Genomic DNA, 17,672 nt, shown 5'->3' on the forward strand with positions numbered 1-17,672 from the left:
ACGCAGGCCTTGAAGGCTCTGTTATCATCGAACGCCTGAAAAAAGAAGAAGTCGGCATCGGCTTCAACGCAGCAACAGGCGAATGGGTAAACATGCTTGACACAGGTATCGTTGACCCAACAAAAGTAACACGCTCCGCACTCCAAAACGCAGCATCTGTAGCAGCTATGTTCCTGACTACTGAAGCAGTAGTAGCCGACAAGCCAGAAGAAAACGCTGGCGGCGCAGGCATGCCTGATATGGGTGGCATGGGCGGTATGATGTAAGACCGTCTCTTTATAGAAAAAGCGCCAAACCTTAGGGTTTGGCGCTTTTTTCGTAATGGTGGGTTTTAATAACACCTAAAAAGAAACTTCTAATGAGTGGATGTACTTTTAAGAGGCTTCTTTTATTTCCTGGATGGCAAAAATGAGTTCGATATAAAATGCAGGAATTGGCTGGATTTCTCAACCACGTACTTTCAGCAATAGCAATGTATTATTTCACTTCTAAACAAAGACTTGCCTTTTTCAATAATTAGCTCCCCCATTCGCCACCTTTACAAAAAAAACACCAAAATTCAACAAATTCCCTGCATTCATTTAACAAGCATCCAATAGAGTTGAACTTGTGATTATAAAATACACTAGAAAAGGAGATAAAAAAGCATGAGATTCATAAAAAAAATAGCAGTCATTTTACTACTTGCTGTGCTGACTGTGACTTCTATCGAGCTTCCTGTTTTGGCAGCGAGTCATCAGGAAATCACAAAACCTTCAAAGCCACAAGGAACTTCTGGAGAATTAAATACAAATCCGCCTGCGGTTAATCAGCCTTTACCAGTGGTGGATAATGGCGGAAATGCAAATGATCCTACACTAAAGAATATTGCTGGGACTAATCCTTTTATCAGTATTTTAGACGGTTTTGATCAGGTTTGGTCTATGAATCAACCGGATTGGAGAGACGGATCAGCGTTAACTGTACCAGGTGCAAACGGTAAGGCTGCTAAATATGGTGACGGGCCTACCGTTTATTTTGATGGGTATAAAAATGATCCGACAAAGGTAGTAGCAGATAAAAAAACATACGCTAACGAAGAAATCAGGAATCCTGAAACTTGGAAAGCGAATATTAAGTATGTAGAAGACGTGACGAATAACCGGACAGACGAAGAAGTGTTAGCAGCCTATTATGATGATCAAAGAGATAAGATATATAGTGTAATGGATGCTTATGGACCGTTGGCGAATACCTATGCAGATATTGTGAATCCAACTACAAGTGTTGTCCGATCAAAAGCGGACATGAATGTAGTATTGGAAGAAGAAACTGTTGAGGATCAGTCGCAAGGAATGGGGCAATGGGAGGGTACAAAACTAACGGATGCGATGGATTTAGTGCATCTAATTAGATTTAGGAATCCATCTTCCTCCAGTCCTTCTAAGTACTTTTTCTCCTCCCCAAGACCTTACAGAATGAATTCCAATGGAGAAGTGAAAGAAGTTGTTGATGAGTATGGGTTACCAAAATGGACCACGATCGGTAGTGGTGAAGCTGCAGAAGAAGAACTACCTTCAGGCGGTAAAAAAGCAACGGGAGAAAGACATTACCAGCAATATGAAACAAATGTGAAAGTGATTCCTGCATTAGAATACGTGAAAAGAAAAGCGGAAGATGGAAGAGGGAAAGACGGTGCTTTCCCAAGCGGACATACAAGTGCGGCTTATTTATCGTCATTCGGTTTTGCGTACGCAACGCCTGAAAGATATGCTGAATTCTTAACCAGAGCAGCTCAAATGGGAGAAAATAGGATAGTGACTGGTATGCACTCGCCACTGGATGTTATTGGCGGAAGAATCCAATCAACTGCAATGACTGCATACGCATTCAACCTGAAAGAAAACGAAGCGGTATTAGATAAGGCTTATCAAAATGCTGGGGAAGTATTCGGTGAAGCAGCTGATGCAAAAGGAATGAGCTTGTACGAATATGCCCATACGGTAACAGAGGACTATACGTTTGAAAGTGCGTACGATGAACAAAAATGGGAAGATCATGATGCAAATAAAGCATTCTACCGGGAAAAACTTACATACGGATTGCCTCAGAACGGCGTAAAAGGTTTAGACCCTGTAGTGCCTAAAGGCGCTGAAGCTTTATTGGAAACTCGTCAGCCTTATTTGACTGACAAACAACGCCGAGAAGTATTGTATACCACAGAAATAGAATCAGGCTACCCTGTATTGGATGAATCCAATGGTTGGGGCAGACTTGATTTGGTAACAGCATCTGATGGATATGGTGCGTTTTTAAGCGATGTAACAGTAAATATGGATGCTTCAAAAGGAAGATTTAATGCCCATGATTGGTGGAGAAATGATATAACTGGCAGTGGTATGCTTACCAAGCAAGGGACAGGAACACTTACATTGACAGGAAATAATAGTTATGCAGGAGGTACATTGCTGCAGGGAGGAACGTTAGAAGCTGCTTCTGCGACTGCCTTTGGTGAAGGGGACCTTTATGTAGAAGATGGTACAGTTTTAGTTACTGGCGAAGAGCCTCTAAATGTAAAAGGTAACTTCACAATGGAAGCTGGAAGCTTGGATATCGCAATGGATAATGGCGATACGCAGCTACAAGTAGACGGACAGTTATACCTTGATGGCGGAGATCTGGATTTAGATCTTTCTACTTATGAAATAGACAAGGCTGCGGATATTACGTTAATGACTGCTGACAAGGTGAACGGTAAATTCGATACTGTAACCGCAGATGGTTATGATGTAACAGTCACATATAACGAAAACAACGCCGTTGCACATATCGAAGCAATCGGTACTTCTGATCCAGGTACACCAGATTCGGAAGATCCTGAAACACCGGGCAACGAAGAGAATCCTAAAGATCCAGAAGATACGGATGAACCAGAAAGCCCACAGAAACAAACGAGTGTTACCTTAACACCTGACGTTATCGATGGCGAGGCAACAATTGAAACAGACGCGCTCTATCAACTAGCTGATCAAGGTGAATTAACGATAGATTTACAGGATCAGAATGACTCTGTTAATCTAGCATTAACTTCAGAGCAAATAAAATGGCTGAAGGAGCACCATATAACTATCAACATTGAATTAAAAAATGTAAGCTTGCGACTAGCTTCTTCGAATTTCATTCATGAATCCGAAGCTGCAGCTATTCAGTTTAATCGTCTAGCTGATATTGATCAAGCGGTTAGCGCAGTCTATGATTTTACAATCACACAAGGCGGAAAAGAATTAAAAACCTTCGAGGAAAAAGTGACACTAACTTTCTCCGTTGATAGCGACAAGGTAAACAATCAAGACAAGGTACAAATCTTCTATCAGAATCCAGAGAGCAAAGAATGGGAAGCAATCGGCGGAGAATGGCAAGATGGAAGCGTGACAGCGCAAACCGATCATTTCAGCACCTACACCGCTTTTGAAGATGGAGAGACATTGCTACAACCTGTAACAGAAGACGGAGAAACACAGCAGCAGCCTGAAGCGGAAGATGGAGAAACACAGCAGCAGTCTGAAATAGAAGACGGACAAAAACTACCAGAAACCGCTACAAATACTTATCAGTACTTATTAGCTGGGTTGATACTGCTGGTAAGCGGAACGATTTTCTTCTTTATAAGAAGAAGAAAAGCATCATTGTTTAAGTAAATCAATAGTCAGTAAACAGAGTAAGAAACCATGAGAATTGTATACAAAAGGCTTTTCATCAGTCAATTAGACTTATGAGAAGCCTTTTTCCTTTCTTGATAGGTAGAGTGGGGTTTATTTTAACAGGTGAAACTAATACAATTTAGCTAATTTTATTAAACAATGGCATAATTAAAATAAACCAGAAAAGTAAGGATGACAGTATGAGACAGTTAGTAGAAGTGAAAGTAAAACCGAAGTCGGTTAAAAATATAATGAATGGCTATCCGTTACTCGCCAAGGAAGCGGTTGAAAATTCAGGAGTAACAATGGATGAAGGGAGTATTTTACGCTTAGTTGACTCCAGCGGCAGATATCTTGCAACAGCATATTATGGCCTGCAAAATAAAGGGATAGGCTGGGTTTTAACGCGTAAAGAACAGGAAAAGATTGATACGACGTTCTTTGTTAAGAAAATTAGTGCTGCTGTTGCTAGGCGGAAGAATTTATACGAAACAGAAGATACAACTGCTTTCCGTGTGTTTAATGGGGAAGGAGACGGTATCGGCGGTTTAATCATTGATTATTATGACGGCTTTTACGTAGTGAATTGGTACAGTGAAGGAATGTATTCCTTCCGTGAAGCTGTCTATCAAGCTTTGGGTGAAGTGGCAGAGGTGCGCGGGCTATACGAGAAATTACGATTTAATACGAATGGCCAATATGTGGAACAAGATGATTATGTGTCAGGTGAACATGGAGAATTTCCTTTAATCGTTTCAGAAAACGGGATGAAATATGCGGTGGATTTAAATGATGGAGCGATGACAGGAATCTTCTTGGATCAGCGTAATGTACGTAAAGCGTTACGTGACAAGTATTCAGAAGGGAAAACGGTACTGAATACATTTTCTTATACAGGCGCGTTTTCTGTAGCAGCTGCTTTTGGTGGTGCGGTGCAGACAACGAGTGTGGACGTAGCAAAACGAAGCCTGCCAAAAACAATCGAACAATTTGCCGTTAATGAAATTGATCATGAAGCGCAGGATATTAAAGTGATGGATGTATTTGATTACTTCCGGTATGCGGCTCGACATGATTTAAAGTTTGATGTTGTTGTACTGGATCCGCCAAGTTTTGCGCGGACAAAGAAGATATCATTCAGCACAGCCAAGGATTATCCGAAACTGCTTAAAGATACCTTGAAGATCACAAGTGACGGTGGCGTAATTATCGCATCCACCAATAACGCGAGCTTCAACATGAAGAAGTTCAAAACATTTATCGATAAAGCATTCACGGAAACGAACACAAGCTACAAAATCTTAGAGGAACACCAGCTGCCGGAAGATTTTACCGTACCAGACAATTACCCTGAATTTAACTATTTAAAAGTCGTATTTATTAAAGTAATGAAGTGAGGATGTGTCTAACATGAAATACAACAAAACAATCATGACGAAATTAATTGACCAAAACAGTGAATTACGTCAAGAATTAAAAAGACTTAAAGCTGAAATGGACTTAGAAAAGGATTTTGCTGTTAAAGCACTTTATCATTCTTTTGTAGCTAATAGCGGTAAATATATGGAGGATTATAAAGCATTAGAGCGTCCATGATCATTAGGAAGCAGCAAAAGCGTCAGCCCTCAGGGTTTGACGCTTTTTTCTGTAAAAGTTGCTATTAATACGTACAGAGGTACCTATTACGATTCAGGCGAAAGCCCATTTACAATCAGATTAACAGTCATTTCAATTTCACTTTTATCGTCCCAGCTCGCATCTGTAGAGACAATATGCCGGCTGAACAAAAGTCCCATGACTGTAGAAACTGTGAACCGGATGACAGTATGAACAGGCAATTCTTTGATCTCGCCTTTCTCTTGAAAATGAGTGATAGTATCTTCTAAGCGTTTGAATAATGGCTGCGCGATATATTCTTTGTAACTTTCCTGAAGTTCAGGATGGAAAGAGATCTCCTGCATAAAAATTTTTAGGATCGATAAGTTGTCCTTCATAAACTCGAATCGATTTTTTAAAATAGCTCTAAGAAAATCTCCAAAAGTTTTATACTCTTGATCAAAAACGGTATCAAACCCGTCCATAACAAAGGGGGCTACCAATTTTGTCATGGTAGGTGTAACAATGGAAAGCAATAAGTTCTTTTTATTTTTATAATGCTTAAAAATAGTTCCTTCAGCAACGCCAGCTTTTTTGGCAATTTGACTTGTGGATGTGGAAGCAAAGCCATTTTGAGAAAATTCTTCGATAGCGACTTCAATTATTCTGCTTTGTTTATCTGTCATTTTAAGATGTTCTTCATTTATCTTTTTAATTTTATCAGCTAGTTTTTGTTCCATTACCTATTCACCCAACTCATGGATTATTTTAAAAAGAAATCCATGCAATACGTCAGTAAGTGTAAAGCATGGAATCTAGACTAACTAATTTTATCATAGTACATTCTAATGCTGCACAAAAATGATTATCATGTGAGTTGCGTTATCTTATATTAAAGTTCTCATTTGTTATGTTTCCTTCTTCTTTATCTATCTTTCTGTGTTTGAAAGTTAAATAACATAGTGTACCGATAATGGAAATGAAAGCAAATATGGATAAAAATCCGATATTTTGCCACATGAGGTCGTTGTTACTGTTTGATACAAGCGCTCTGAATCCTGATACAGAGTAGGTCATTGGAAGATACGTGCTTGCTTCTTGCAAGATATTAGGTATCATCTCAACCGGAAACGTTCCGCCGCTGCTCGTAATTTGTAATATTAACAACAGAATAATTAAGAATCGTCCCTTTTCTCCTAATACGGATACAATCAGTTGTATCAGGGCTATAAATGCTAAACTAGTAAACAACGTAAACAGAAGAAAGTAGCCAACATTTCCAACCTCTAACTCTAGAATTCCTAAAAGAAAAACACATGCAATGATTGCCTGAATAATAGCTGCTAATCCAATGATACTGAATTTACTAATAAACCAGCTAAACGGAGAAGAAGGTGTGAAGACAGTATCTCGAACAGGAAAAACAATCGAAATGAGCATTGCTCCGATAAAAAGACCGAGCGATAATGTAAACGGCGCAAATCCATGCCCATAGTTAGGGACACTTGTAAACTTATCAGTATTAATTTTCACTGGATTGGCGATCATGTCTATATTTTCCTGGGTGAGGTTTACGTCTTGAAGCTGTTCCGTACCATCTGTTAAGCTGGTGGCTAAACTGTTTGCTCCCTCATTAAGTGAATTAAAAGATGAGATTGATTGATTTTTTTGGTCTGCCGTTAGACTAGGATGACTTTGTATAACGGTATCATAATTGTTTTGCATTACTGAAATAGTATCTGCTAACTTGGTTGTCGATTCGCTTGCTGTCATCAATCCTTCACTAGTTTGCTTCATCGTTTCTGTTAGTGTCTTGATGTAAGTGGAAGTTAATGTGTTGGACACGTTTTGCTGCAAACTTTCTACCCCGCTTTTCTCAATCATCGTGACCAAGAAATTACGACTTTCATGCGGCGTATAGAGAAGCGTTGGCTGCGTAGGATTGGAACGCAAGGCAGTCGTAGAATTCTCGGAGAAATCCTTTGGAATTTCCACCATCATAAAATACGCTTGATCTTCTAAACCTTCCATGGCTTCTTCTTTAGAAACAAACTCCCAGCCAAAACTTTCGTTATTCTCTAGTTGTTCAACAATTCTTTCCCCAAAATTAATGGATGTACCATTATAATCCACAGCTTCATCTTGATTGACAACAGCAACACGAATTTCATCAGTTGCATCATATGGATCCCAAAATGCCCAAAGAAATGTACCGCAATACAGAACTGGTATAAATAGTACAGCAATCAGACCGGCTAGAATTGACTTGTTTTTAATTAGAGATTTCCATTCACTTTTCATCATTAATCCTCCTAAGAAAAATTATTCAAAATGGGTGGAGAAGACTTTGAAACATGGGTTGGCTTTATTGGTTCAAAGTCAGTATAAGGGACATCATTCAGAAAAGTAAAGTGATTACTCACTTTTTAGTGTGAAGTTATTTCGAAGTGTAAATCAGAGGTGTATGTTAATAGAAAAAGAGTAGGTCCCACAGACACTTCCTGAGGGACCTACTCTTTTGATAACATAAAGATATTTTAAAAATACATCTCTAATACTTAAACCGACTAACAACCATCTGCAATTCTTCCGCCAAGTTCGAAAGTGAAACAGCGGCACTTGAGATTTCTTCCATTGACCCTAATTGTTCCGCTGTTGCTAATGCGGCTGCGTCGGATCTGCTTGCTGTTTCCTTCGTTCCTGTATTCAGAGTTGCAATCGTATGCTGAATAACTTCGGCGCCTGCAGTTAGTTGTTGGGTGGCAGCTGCAACTTCTTGAATTTGAGAGGTTACTTGTTCCACATAGCTTACTATTTCGTTGAATTGCTCCTTGGTTTCAAGGGTTAGATGCATTCCTGATGCTACGTTTTGCTGTACATTATGGATATTATGTTCGGTATCTTTTGAGTCCGTTTCGATTGTGGAAACGAGCTGTTTGATATGGCTGGCTGATTTATTTGTTTCATCAGCTAGCTTGCGAACTTCTTCAGCTACAACTGCAAAGCCTTTTCCGTGTTCTCCTGCTCGTGCAGCTTCTATGGCAGCATTTAATGCTAGGAGATTCGTTTGCTCCGAGATATCTGTGATAAAGGAGGAGATATGACTTATCTCGGTTGTACCTTTCATCAATGATGCTAATCCATTGCCAGCTTCTCGAACAGACTGGTCAATTAAAGCCATTTGTTCGGATGTTGTATGTATCGACGCGGCACCTATCTCTGCTTTGTCTTTCATATGAGAGGAACTTTCCGCAATGCTATTTGTATTTTCCGCCACGCTGGAAAGACTCGTTAATATTTCTGTGATTGATGCAGCGCTTTTTTCGGTCATCGTACTTTGATTTGTACTCGTTGCAGCAATTTCCTTCATAGAGTGCGAAATTTGATCCGAAGTCGCTCTGGACTGCTCGGCACTTGCTGATAATTCTTCTGAAGAAGCTGCAACTTGCTGAGATGAGCTGCTTATTTGCTTTACAATACCTGCAAGAGAGTCAACAAATGCATTAAACGAAGTAGCAAGCTGGCCAAATTCATCTTTACTTTTAACATCTACTGTCTGTGTAAGGTCTGCATCTCCCTGAGCAATCTCTTCAAGCTGTTGATTTAAGCTTCTAAGCGGTACTAAGATGGACCTTAGAAGGAGCAGACTTAAAATAATTCCTAGTATAATTGAAATGATTGTCACAGCTGTGATGAACCACTTACTAACCGATCCGTAGCTATGAATCTCATTTTTCAGGTCTTTTACATCTTCATTCAACTCAGCGACTAGATCATTGACGGATGGATCTAATACTTGCTTCCGTAATGTTCGTTCTTCGCCAAAGTGAAGTGCTTCCGCTTCTTTTGGGTTGGAAGCATATTGAGAAATGACCTCTTGGTTCATGCTCCAAAAAGCTGTGAAGTTCGTTCGGATATCATCTACATTACGCGTATATCCTTGATTGTGTATCAGAGTTTCTAATTGGTCCAAAGTAGAAAAGATGTCGTCACTTTTTTCTTGCATTCCATCTGCAAATTGACTGTCGCCAGTGACGAGAAATCCTCTTTCATCATTGGATAAGCCTGCTAATCGGTACTGTACATGTTTGATTTGATTCTGAAATTCCATTTTATCCTTCAAAATCTCATTCTTCTCGATCATAGAAGAATTGATATAAAGAGAGGAACCTCCAATTAACACTAATGAAAATATCAAGATAGAGATAATCCCCAGAAGTTTTGTTTTAATTTGCATTAATAAATTCCTTTCCTCATGTAGATAATCGTTTGAAGTCAATAAAAATACCATACATACATTACTTATCCCAAGTTGATTAGTCTCGCTAACCAGAAAATAATACGTTACTTCTTTATATCGACATGTTCAAGGATTTTTAAAGAGAAGCACTCAAATTAATTGTTTAGTAAAAGTGTTAGAACAGAAAGCGGGTGACCATTAGGTTTTGGTCACCCGCTTTCTGTTTAAGCTAGTCTATTTTTGCAGATAACTAGTTGTGTAATCAACAATAGCTGGCTGAGATATTAGTCTCGCCTCTGCATCTCCAATCTTAGCGATGTTCACATGACTGTCCTTCTCGAAAGCTTCTCCGATAGCGGGAAAGCGTTCTTCATCAAACTCTATATCAGAAAATGTTTTCCAAACCTTCTTCCCATTCTCAAATACTGGACTACTCTTTGTAATAACCGGCATATTCCCAGCTCTATACTCACCAAGATGCATGGAAGTATTGTTGTCATAACCAACTCCGAGCAGCAGAACATGTCCATTTAAATCATAGATGCGTGCCAGCGGAGAGTCTTCGCCAAGACTATTATCTAAAGAATGGCTGTCTGTGATTTTGTCTTGATGCTTCCCCCAGGCTGCGAAGGAGGAGACAGGATGATAGCTTCGCTTAACATCAGGGAAGGTAAGAAAAGTGTCAACAATTTTCCCCATAAAGAAGGCAGGAGTTAGTTGAGGATCAAATGCAGGCATTTCTTCTCGGATTGTTTCCCACCATGATTCTGGCACAGGCGGGTTTCCCCATTCTGCAGGATCCGATACGTTGGCGCTATGGGCAGGCATAATTAGTGTCCCGCTTGGTGTTAAGACATCTTGCAGTGCTTGTATGACAGCTACTGGACCGCCGCAAACCCATCCAAGTGTGCTCATGGAGCTGTGGACTAATACGGTCATTCCTTTTGTTAAACCTAGATTTCGCAAATCGTTTGCTAGGGAACTGCGCGTTTGCGGAGTGCTGGTGCTTTTAATTGTATCTTTTTCAGACATGGCTAAGCTCCTAAAATATTATTTAATTTCTTATTTTAGAATATTTTAACATATGGAGCATTCTACTTGGTTTTCAACACCAAATTCATCTACTTATTATCAGGTGTTTTATCGCTTTTAGCATCGTTTGTGATGTTCTATGTTATTCAGTCTTATCTTTTGTTTTACCCCATGAAATCGTTTCTGCTAATGGTGGAAGTCGCAGTGCATATAGCGGCAGTATATTGTGGTGGCCGATAGTAGCCCTGGTGATGGGAGTTGTTTTTATTATTATTCATTTAAGGAGAAGGGCAAACAGAGTACAGCAGGGGGAAGAATAACGAGGAGTCACACTGCATACGAAAAACTTCCTTCCATTTATGCAAAAAGTTTCTATTAAGTTAGACAGCCGATTATCGCTAACCTTAACACTTATTTACAATGGCTTGACCACTCCTTAACATCAGTTTGGTATCTTACTTAAGTATCTTAATTTTGTTTATCAAAAAAGGAGAGGTTTTCTTTGATTAAAAAGTGGATGCTGGCTTTGGGATTAGTATCAGTGTTAGCGTTGGCGGCTTGTGGTAATGATGACGAAGAACCAGCTGATGATGAACAAATCGAAGAGCAGGAAAACCAAGATGATGCAGGCGAAACTGATGAGGGTACAGAGGAAGAGGAAGAAGAGTCCAATTAATATAGATCGTTTAAAGGCGCACCATTACGGTGCGCCTTTTTTTTGCTTCAAGCAATCTTTTCTAATTCTGCTGCAAACACAGAACAATCACTTTATAAGGGACAGTCTGAGATGGGATACTTTTCGTCGCAGGTCCATATACCACGATAAGGTCCTTATTTGCTAGGTTACTCGTAAAAGCTTGCCCGTTTATAAGCAGCAATGGCGTATATGGTGAAATGTTCAGTTGCAGCTGCCCGTCATTACTTACAAGCTGCTCATTAAAGTAACTTACCTTTACATTCTGATTGCTGTTTTCTTTCACCATAACAAGCGCTGCATATTGGGGTGGGTAGATAAGAATTACCGGTGCATCGCCATTATAGTAGCCTGTTACCACGTCGCCGACAGCTAGCATGCTATGATCCACAAAGTAAGTGGAAGGAGATGCGATGAAATTGACAACCGCGCCGGCATTGTTTTCTAATGTTATAAACTTATAGCAGCCCTCGCCATTTCCGGGAAAGTCACGAATCGTCGTAACCGTTCCTTGGAAGGAAGAAAAGTTGGTCATAAACATACCTCCCGTGCATTCCATGTAGAATATGTAGGTTTGTGACTAGTGTTTGGGTGAATGTCCTGAAGGTATTAACTTTTACGTCATTTATAAAGAAGTGTATGCAAAAGTTAAAACGACTACTTACAACAAACAAGTGCTGCCGTTACATTACTTTCTTTATGTAAACAAAAGATAAACAGGAGTACCGGCGCTTTAATTAGGGAAACACCATACGTGATATCGATAGATGGCTTGTCTCATGTACTTTTCATAATACTTACAAAACAATAACCTTAACTATTTAATAAACTGGTAAACTTTTTTCTTCCGGATTAAATAAACCTTTGTTATGATTAGTTGTTGTGTTTTTGAGACAATTTAATAGGAAGGAGCATTTAATTGAATTTAATTTCAACAAAAAAACAAAAACGTTATTATACATTTTTATTAATTGCGGCGATTTTAGTAATTGCTGCTACTTTGCGTTCCCCAATTACTTCCGTTGGACCGCTTATTCCCTTTTTCCGAGAAGAGCTAGGTGTTCCAAACTCGATGATTGGGTTAGTAAATACACTGCCATTACTTGCTTTTGGTATTTTTTCACCGCTTGTGCCTAAAATCTCAAGTAAATTTGGCATGGAGATTACGCTGCTCTTTGCCATGGGGCTTTTAACAATTGGCGTTTTTATTCGTGCATTAAACGATCTGCCAGTGCTGTTATTTGGCACAGTTCTAATGGGAATGGCAATTGCTTTTGGTAACGTGCTGATGCCTGGATTAATTAAATCCACTTTTCCGTATCAAATCGGACTAATGACCGGTTTTTATTCTGTTTCTATGAACGTATTTGGCGCGCTGGCATCAGGTATCTCCGTTCCGATTGCTACATTGCCTGCTTTCGGATGGAGAAGTGCGATGCAGCTATGGAGTATCATCTCGCTCATCGCCGTTATCATACTCGTTCTTCGCTTGCCGGCCATACGGTCAGCGAAAAAGAAAGTCTTTGTTAAAATACAGAACCAGCCATCAAAAAGATTGTTTAAATCTAAAATTGCTTGGGCTGTCACGCTATTTATGGGGCTGCAGTCGTTTATTCCTTACAGCCTGTTTACGTGGCTGCCAGATATCTTCTTAAGTAAAGGATATAGCGAAAGTGAAGCTGGCTGGCTCGTAGCTATTTACCAGGTAGGGTTAATCCCAACGACCTTTATTGCACCTATCATAGCTGCCAGAATGAAGAGCCAGCGCTTAATCGGCTGTATTTCTGGTTTGTTATTTTTATTTGGCTTAATCGGAGTTTGGTTAGTATCGTCTCATCTTATTGTTGTCTTTCTAATTTTGACAGGTATCGGTGCTGGAACAACATTCAGCTTAGCCATGATGTTCTTTGTGCTCCGGACCAATACAGTGGAGGAATCCTCGCAGTTATCCGGTATGGCGCAATCCTTTGGTTACCTAATTGCAGCGATGGGACCGCTTCTGTTAGGAACGATTGCAGAAGTAACAGGCGGCTGGACCGTGCCGCTGGCGATTCTGATGGTAGTAGCACTTTGCATTGCCTTTCTTGGAACCATTGCAGGGAAGGATCAAAAAATTTATATGGAAGAAGCGAAAGGTGAGGAGTAATTCCTCGCCTTTTTTGTTGCTTGTTTAGCAGAACTATCCTATAAAATCCAAAAAAAGAACCCAGAGAGTATTCTCTGGGTTCCTTGCTGCTGTTACTTCATATACCGATATTCCATCAAATCTTTCAAGATAGATATCTCCTTGCATAACTCTTCACCAACGTTGGTTTCAAGCACCTTTTTCCGTTCCAGCTCTTTGTCGACTAATCGTTTTACAGATAAGACATCGGTTCCGTCATGGAGCACTTCTTCTTTTGAGTTGAAATGCTTATGAGCGACGAGCTGCATGCCGTAGGAATTGTATAGCAAGGTGTATCCCGCAATGCCGGTTGTGGACTGATAAGCTTTAGAGAATCCGCCGTCGATAACGATAATTCGTCCATTTGCTTTAATCGGGTTTTCGCCTTCGATTTCTTTTACAGGCGTATGCCCATTGATAATATGGCCATGTTCCGGGTCTAAATCAAATTCTGTCAGGATTTTATGGCAAGTATCTTCATTTTCGCGCAGGTAATAATAGTGATTCTTCACTTCTTTATGAACGGCCTTATCTTCAATAAAGTAACGTTCAAACGTTGTCATCGCTCGTTTGCCAAAGAGGGAGGAGTATTCGCCTGTCCATAAATACCAGACCATGTCCGTTGCAAGGTCGTCTGTTTTCTCTGGCGCTGCAAATGCTTCCCGAAGAAACTTTTCAAATCGATCAAGCAGTTCACGACCTGCATAAGACTTGCCTTCAATCTCCATTTTCTCCATATCGCCGTTTTCATCAATTGGAATACAGCCGTGAATTAACAGATTTCCGTTATAGCGCAAATAGAGACTGCCTTTTCTCATCAAGAAGTTCATATGTCGAGCTAATTTCTCAGAATGCTGAACAGAAAATAACAGCTTATCGATAACCTGCTGTTCTTCTTCAAGCATCATATCCGGCTGTTTTGGATTTACTGTAGCAAAACAAGTATTTTTTAAATTATAGGTGCTGCCGTCTAGCGTAATCTTGTTGGATGTATAATCAATTTTCTCAAGCAGCAAGCGTTCTTTCATATTGAAATTCGGACGTCTCTTAATTATCGGGCTTTCCAGCTTAAACTGGATCATTGCAATTGCCTGATGCATTTTAGTGATTTGTTTAATCTCATGCTCTGAAGTATGTTTATCTGCTTGTGTTTTTGGACGAAAAGCAGGATTGTCATCGTAATATTTCTCCGCTAAATTCAATAGCGGACGAAGATTTATACCATAGGCATCTTCAATGATGTCCAAATTATCATAACGCGCACAAATACGAAGAATATTTGCCAAGCACACCTTTGATCCAGCAAAAGCACCAATCCAGAGCACATCATGATTTCCCCATTGCACATCTACGGAATGATAATTAATAAGCTCCTCCATAATCTTATCTGGCTCCGGTCCGCGATCATAAATATCGCCGACAACGTGCAAGTGATCTACAACTAACTGCTGCGTGCTGTAAGCGAGTCCAATAACGAGTTTCTCGGCTTGTCCAAGGGTAATCACTTGCTCAATAATTTCGGAATAATATTGTTCTTTATTGCCGTTTTCCTCTGTTTTATATAAAAGCTCTTCAATGATATAAGCAAATTGGCTAGGAAGCGCCTTCCGTAATTTAGAGCGCGTATATTTAGAAGAAGAATAAGAAACAAGCTTGATCAACCGTTTGATCGTTTTTTTATACCACTCATTCAATGCTTCTTCTTTATTAAAGTCATTTTTGATGACTTGCAGTTTGTCTTCCGGGTAATAAACCAAAGCGGCGAGTTCATCGATTTCTTTCTCATAAATGCTGCCGCTAAATATATCTCTGATTTTCTCTTTTACTCTCCCGGAACCATTACGCAATACGTGTTGAAAGGCTTGATACTCGCCATGCAGGTCACTGACAAAATGCTCTGTTCCTTTCGGTAAGTTGAGAATGGCCTTCAAATTAATGATTTCGGTAACAACTTTTTCTTCCGTATCATATTTTTGTGCCAATAGGTCTAAGTATTTGGTATTCACCGTTGGATAGCTCCTTTAAAACATTCGTATATGTATAGTTTACCTTATTCTATTATAAGAGAAACTTACGATCATGTGCTGTATTTATTTTCCCAAAAATAAAAAAAATCCCTTTCTTTAATGGTAGTATACAGTCCGGGAGGATACAAGTTGTTCATTTTCAATTCAAGGGAGGGTATAAAAATTTTATTAGTATGCGAGAAGTAGACTTAAAAAGGGATAGTAGGTGTTAATCTATGTCATTTAAAATAAAGTATAATGAAAGTGGCTTCATTACTAGAGGAGGTTGAAAGATGGCTCATCAAAAAATAGAGAAAGCAATGAATTCCGCTAAAGCAAATTTAGCATTAGAGGGTATGACAGTATCGGAACAACAAGAGGAATTAGTTAGAGCTGCCTTGGAAGGTCGCCTGTCAAATGAGGACTTTATTGAGAAGGTTAAGAAGTTAGCATATGAGTAATCAATCTAGATTTTGTTATCCAGATACGGACACATTGATAAATAAGCTCGATGAAGAGAACTTCAATCGATTAGAGGACATGGAATCAGCTATTACACAGTTCAGACTTTCTCAGTTATATCTTAAACCGCTGCAAGGATCCTTTGACATCGAGCATGTACAAAGAATACACAAGTATATCTTTCAGGATCTATATTCTTTTGCGGGAGAATTTAGAGAAGAACTAATACATAAAGGCACAACCACTTTTGCAGCACCTTTACATATACATGAAAATGGAGTGCAGCTTCTTGATAAACAATTGAGAAGTGAGAACTATTTAAGAAATTTAACAAAATAAGAAATCTGCAGACGGTTGTCTTTTTACATGTCTGAATTGAACTTCCTGCATTCATTTCGAGATGGCAATGGACGAACGCAGCGGGAATACTTCAGGCTGCTTGCGATGAGAAATGGTTATGAAATTGATTGGACAAAAGTGGATAGAGAAACAATGTTACATGCTTCTAAAAAATCAGTATTAGATTCCAAATCGTTTGAACCGATTTTCATAGCTACAATTGTAAATAATACTCCTGATAGGTTACTCATGAAAGCATTTAAATACCTTTAATTCACATGGTTGAAATAGCATCACAAACTGCATAACAGCAACACCCTATGTAATATGATAAAATAGATGTTATAACGTAGAATGAGGTGACACATCATAGGTAAAGGCAAAAAACGTAATCGCAGTAAGTTATTCATTTTTTTACGAGGATTAGCTGTCGTTCTCGGGGGATTCATCGCAGCTTATGGTCTTGAAACCGTCCTAATTCCTAATAACGTATCAGATGGAGGCGTCACGGGAATCAGTATCGGTATTTCACAATTAGCCGATCTGCCGTTAGGCTTACTCATCGCAATCCTTAACCTCCCGTTTGTGTGGTTAGGCTATAAACAGATAGGAAAGAGCTTTGCGGTTTATTCTGTTATCGGTATTGCATCCTTATCTATTGGGACAGTACTTATGCACCACACCCCAGCGATCATTGAAGGAGACACACTGCTTGTCACGGTTGTCGGCGGTATAATCCTAGGTTTTGGTATGGGTCTGGCGCTGCGTAATGGCGGCGCGGTAGATGGTATCGATATGCTGGCTGTTCTGTTAGCACGAAAATTACCATTTGGAACAAGTGACCTAATTTTATTCCTTAACTTGTTCGTCTTCATCTTTGTTTCCACTGTATTCGGATTAAAAGGAGCTATCCTTTCCGCAATCGCCTACTTTATCGCTTCAAAAGTCATCCACATTGTTGAAGAAGGTCTTAGCGGATCCAAAACCTTCAAGATTATTACTACCGAACCGAAATTGATGGTCGAAACAATTCGTGATCGGTTAGGAAGAAGTGCGACGTATAAGGAAGCATACGGCGGCTACACACACGAAAGATTTATGGAGATTACCTGTGTTATCAACCGTCTGGAAGAAAGTAAGCTAAAAGAAATCATCAATGATATAGATGATGGAGCATTTGTAACAATTTATGATGTTGCTGAGGTAAAAGGCGGTAACTTTAGGAAGAGTGACATTCACTAAGTTGGCAATTCCAATATTAAATTCAAGTTCATCCCCAAAAAAGGGATGAGCTTTTTTTGTTTGAATTTATTTAAAGATTAGCTTTCATACGCTTAAAATGGGGAATTAAGATGGCTGTGATGCAGCGATTTACTGCTAGAAAAGGGGCATGAAATTAAAACCGCAATAAATCGGAATGAATTTCCAAAACGGTTTGTATAATCAAAGTAGTTATAGC

Annotated in this window: 16 protein-coding genes; 10 read left to right on the forward strand and 6 right to left on the reverse strand. The window is 39.4% G+C overall.

The window, feature by feature from the left end; all coding sequences use genetic code 11:
* The 4 genes from CRO17_RS12860 to CRO17_RS12875 all read left to right on the forward strand — a co-directional run.
* Positions 1-266, forward strand: a 266-nt coding sequence (locus tag CRO17_RS12860) for a TCP-1/cpn60 chaperonin family protein (protein WP_281253828.1), incomplete at its 5' end; no start/stop codon positions are given.
* A gap of 381 nt (positions 267-647) precedes the next feature.
* Complete coding sequence (locus tag CRO17_RS17905; protein WP_143596026.1) at positions 648-3,677, forward strand: phosphatase PAP2 family protein; 3,030 nt, start codon at positions 648-650, stop codon at positions 3,675-3,677.
* 203 nt (positions 3,678-3,880) lie between these two features.
* Positions 3,881-5,077 carry a class I SAM-dependent rRNA methyltransferase gene (locus tag CRO17_RS12870; protein ID WP_097042839.1) on the forward strand — a complete coding sequence of 399 codons (1,197 nt, stop codon included), beginning with the start codon at positions 3,881-3,883 and terminating at the stop codon, positions 5,075-5,077.
* A 13-nt stretch (positions 5,078-5,090) separates the two neighbouring features.
* Positions 5,091-5,276 carry a hypothetical protein gene (locus CRO17_RS12875; protein ID WP_077305045.1) on the forward strand — a complete coding sequence of 62 codons (186 nt, stop codon included), beginning with the start codon at positions 5,091-5,093 and terminating at the stop codon, positions 5,274-5,276.
* A gap of 86 nt (positions 5,277-5,362) precedes the next feature.
* On the opposite strand, the gene CRO17_RS12880 is transcribed toward CRO17_RS12875, so the two are convergent.
* The 4 genes from CRO17_RS12880 to CRO17_RS12895 form a co-directional block, all read right to left on the reverse strand.
* Positions 5,363-6,016, reverse strand: a complete 654-nt coding sequence (locus tag CRO17_RS12880) for a TetR/AcrR family transcriptional regulator (protein ID WP_097042840.1) — start codon at positions 6,014-6,016, stop codon at positions 5,363-5,365.
* Between the two features lie 142 nt (positions 6,017-6,158).
* Positions 6,159-7,577, reverse strand: a complete 1,419-nt coding sequence (locus CRO17_RS12885) for a YhgE/Pip domain-containing protein (RefSeq protein WP_245864789.1) — start codon at positions 7,575-7,577, stop codon at positions 6,159-6,161.
* A 250-nt stretch (positions 7,578-7,827) separates the two neighbouring features.
* The gene (locus tag CRO17_RS12890) at positions 7,828-9,513 is read right to left on the reverse strand and encodes a methyl-accepting chemotaxis protein (RefSeq protein ID WP_097042845.1); all 1,686 of its coding nucleotides are present in this window, start codon (positions 9,511-9,513) and stop codon (positions 7,828-7,830) included.
* 237 nt (positions 9,514-9,750) lie between these two features.
* Positions 9,751-10,548, reverse strand: coding sequence for an AAC(3) family N-acetyltransferase (locus CRO17_RS12895; protein ID WP_097042847.1), 798 nt, complete (start codon positions 10,546-10,548; stop codon positions 9,751-9,753).
* 502 nt (positions 10,549-11,050) lie between these two features.
* On the opposite strand from CRO17_RS12895, the gene CRO17_RS17605 reads away from it, so the two are divergent.
* On the forward strand, positions 11,051-11,224 hold the full coding sequence (locus CRO17_RS17605; RefSeq protein WP_179637049.1) for a hypothetical protein: 174 nt from the start codon (positions 11,051-11,053) through the stop codon (positions 11,222-11,224).
* A gap of 61 nt (positions 11,225-11,285) precedes the next feature.
* Here CRO17_RS17605 and CRO17_RS12900 read toward each other — a convergent pair whose 3' ends face one another.
* Complete coding sequence (locus tag CRO17_RS12900) at positions 11,286-11,777, reverse strand: hypothetical protein (protein WP_097042849.1); 492 nt, start codon at positions 11,775-11,777, stop codon at positions 11,286-11,288.
* Positions 11,778-12,161: 384 nt separating this feature from the next.
* Between CRO17_RS12900 and CRO17_RS12905 the strand changes: the two genes are divergently transcribed.
* Positions 12,162-13,388: a CynX/NimT family MFS transporter gene (locus CRO17_RS12905; protein WP_097042851.1), complete on the forward strand. Its 1,227-nt coding sequence runs from the start codon at positions 12,162-12,164 to the stop codon at positions 13,386-13,388.
* A gap of 92 nt (positions 13,389-13,480) precedes the next feature.
* Here CRO17_RS12905 and fbp read toward each other — a convergent pair whose 3' ends face one another.
* Positions 13,481-15,412 carry a fructose-1,6-bisphosphatase gene (gene fbp / locus CRO17_RS12910; protein ID WP_097042853.1) on the reverse strand — a complete coding sequence of 644 codons (1,932 nt, stop codon included), beginning with the start codon at positions 15,410-15,412 and terminating at the stop codon, positions 13,481-13,483.
* Positions 15,413-15,705: 293 nt separating this feature from the next.
* On the opposite strand from fbp, the gene CRO17_RS17610 reads away from it, so the two are divergent.
* From CRO17_RS17610 to CRO17_RS12925, 4 genes are all read left to right on the forward strand, one after another.
* Positions 15,706-15,873, forward strand: coding sequence for an antitoxin VbhA family protein (locus tag CRO17_RS17610; protein WP_179637051.1), 168 nt, complete (start codon positions 15,706-15,708; stop codon positions 15,871-15,873).
* On the forward strand, positions 15,866-16,213 hold the full coding sequence (locus CRO17_RS17955; RefSeq protein ID WP_097042855.1) for a Fic family protein: 348 nt from the start codon (positions 15,866-15,868) through the stop codon (positions 16,211-16,213). Before CRO17_RS17610 ends, CRO17_RS17955 begins: the two co-directional genes overlap by 8 nt.
* 15 nt (positions 16,214-16,228) lie before the next feature.
* Positions 16,229-16,486, forward strand: a complete 258-nt coding sequence (locus tag CRO17_RS17960; protein WP_342748982.1) for a hypothetical protein — start codon at positions 16,229-16,231, stop codon at positions 16,484-16,486.
* 96 nt (positions 16,487-16,582) lie between these two features.
* Complete coding sequence (locus tag CRO17_RS12925; protein ID WP_097042859.1) at positions 16,583-17,455, forward strand: YitT family protein; 873 nt, start codon at positions 16,583-16,585, stop codon at positions 17,453-17,455.
* Positions 17,456-17,672: the final 217 nt, after the last annotated feature.

This window comes from Terribacillus aidingensis, assembly GCF_900215625.1.
Taxonomy (GTDB): Bacteria; Bacillota; Bacilli; order Bacillales; family Amphibacillaceae; genus Terribacillus; species Terribacillus aidingensis.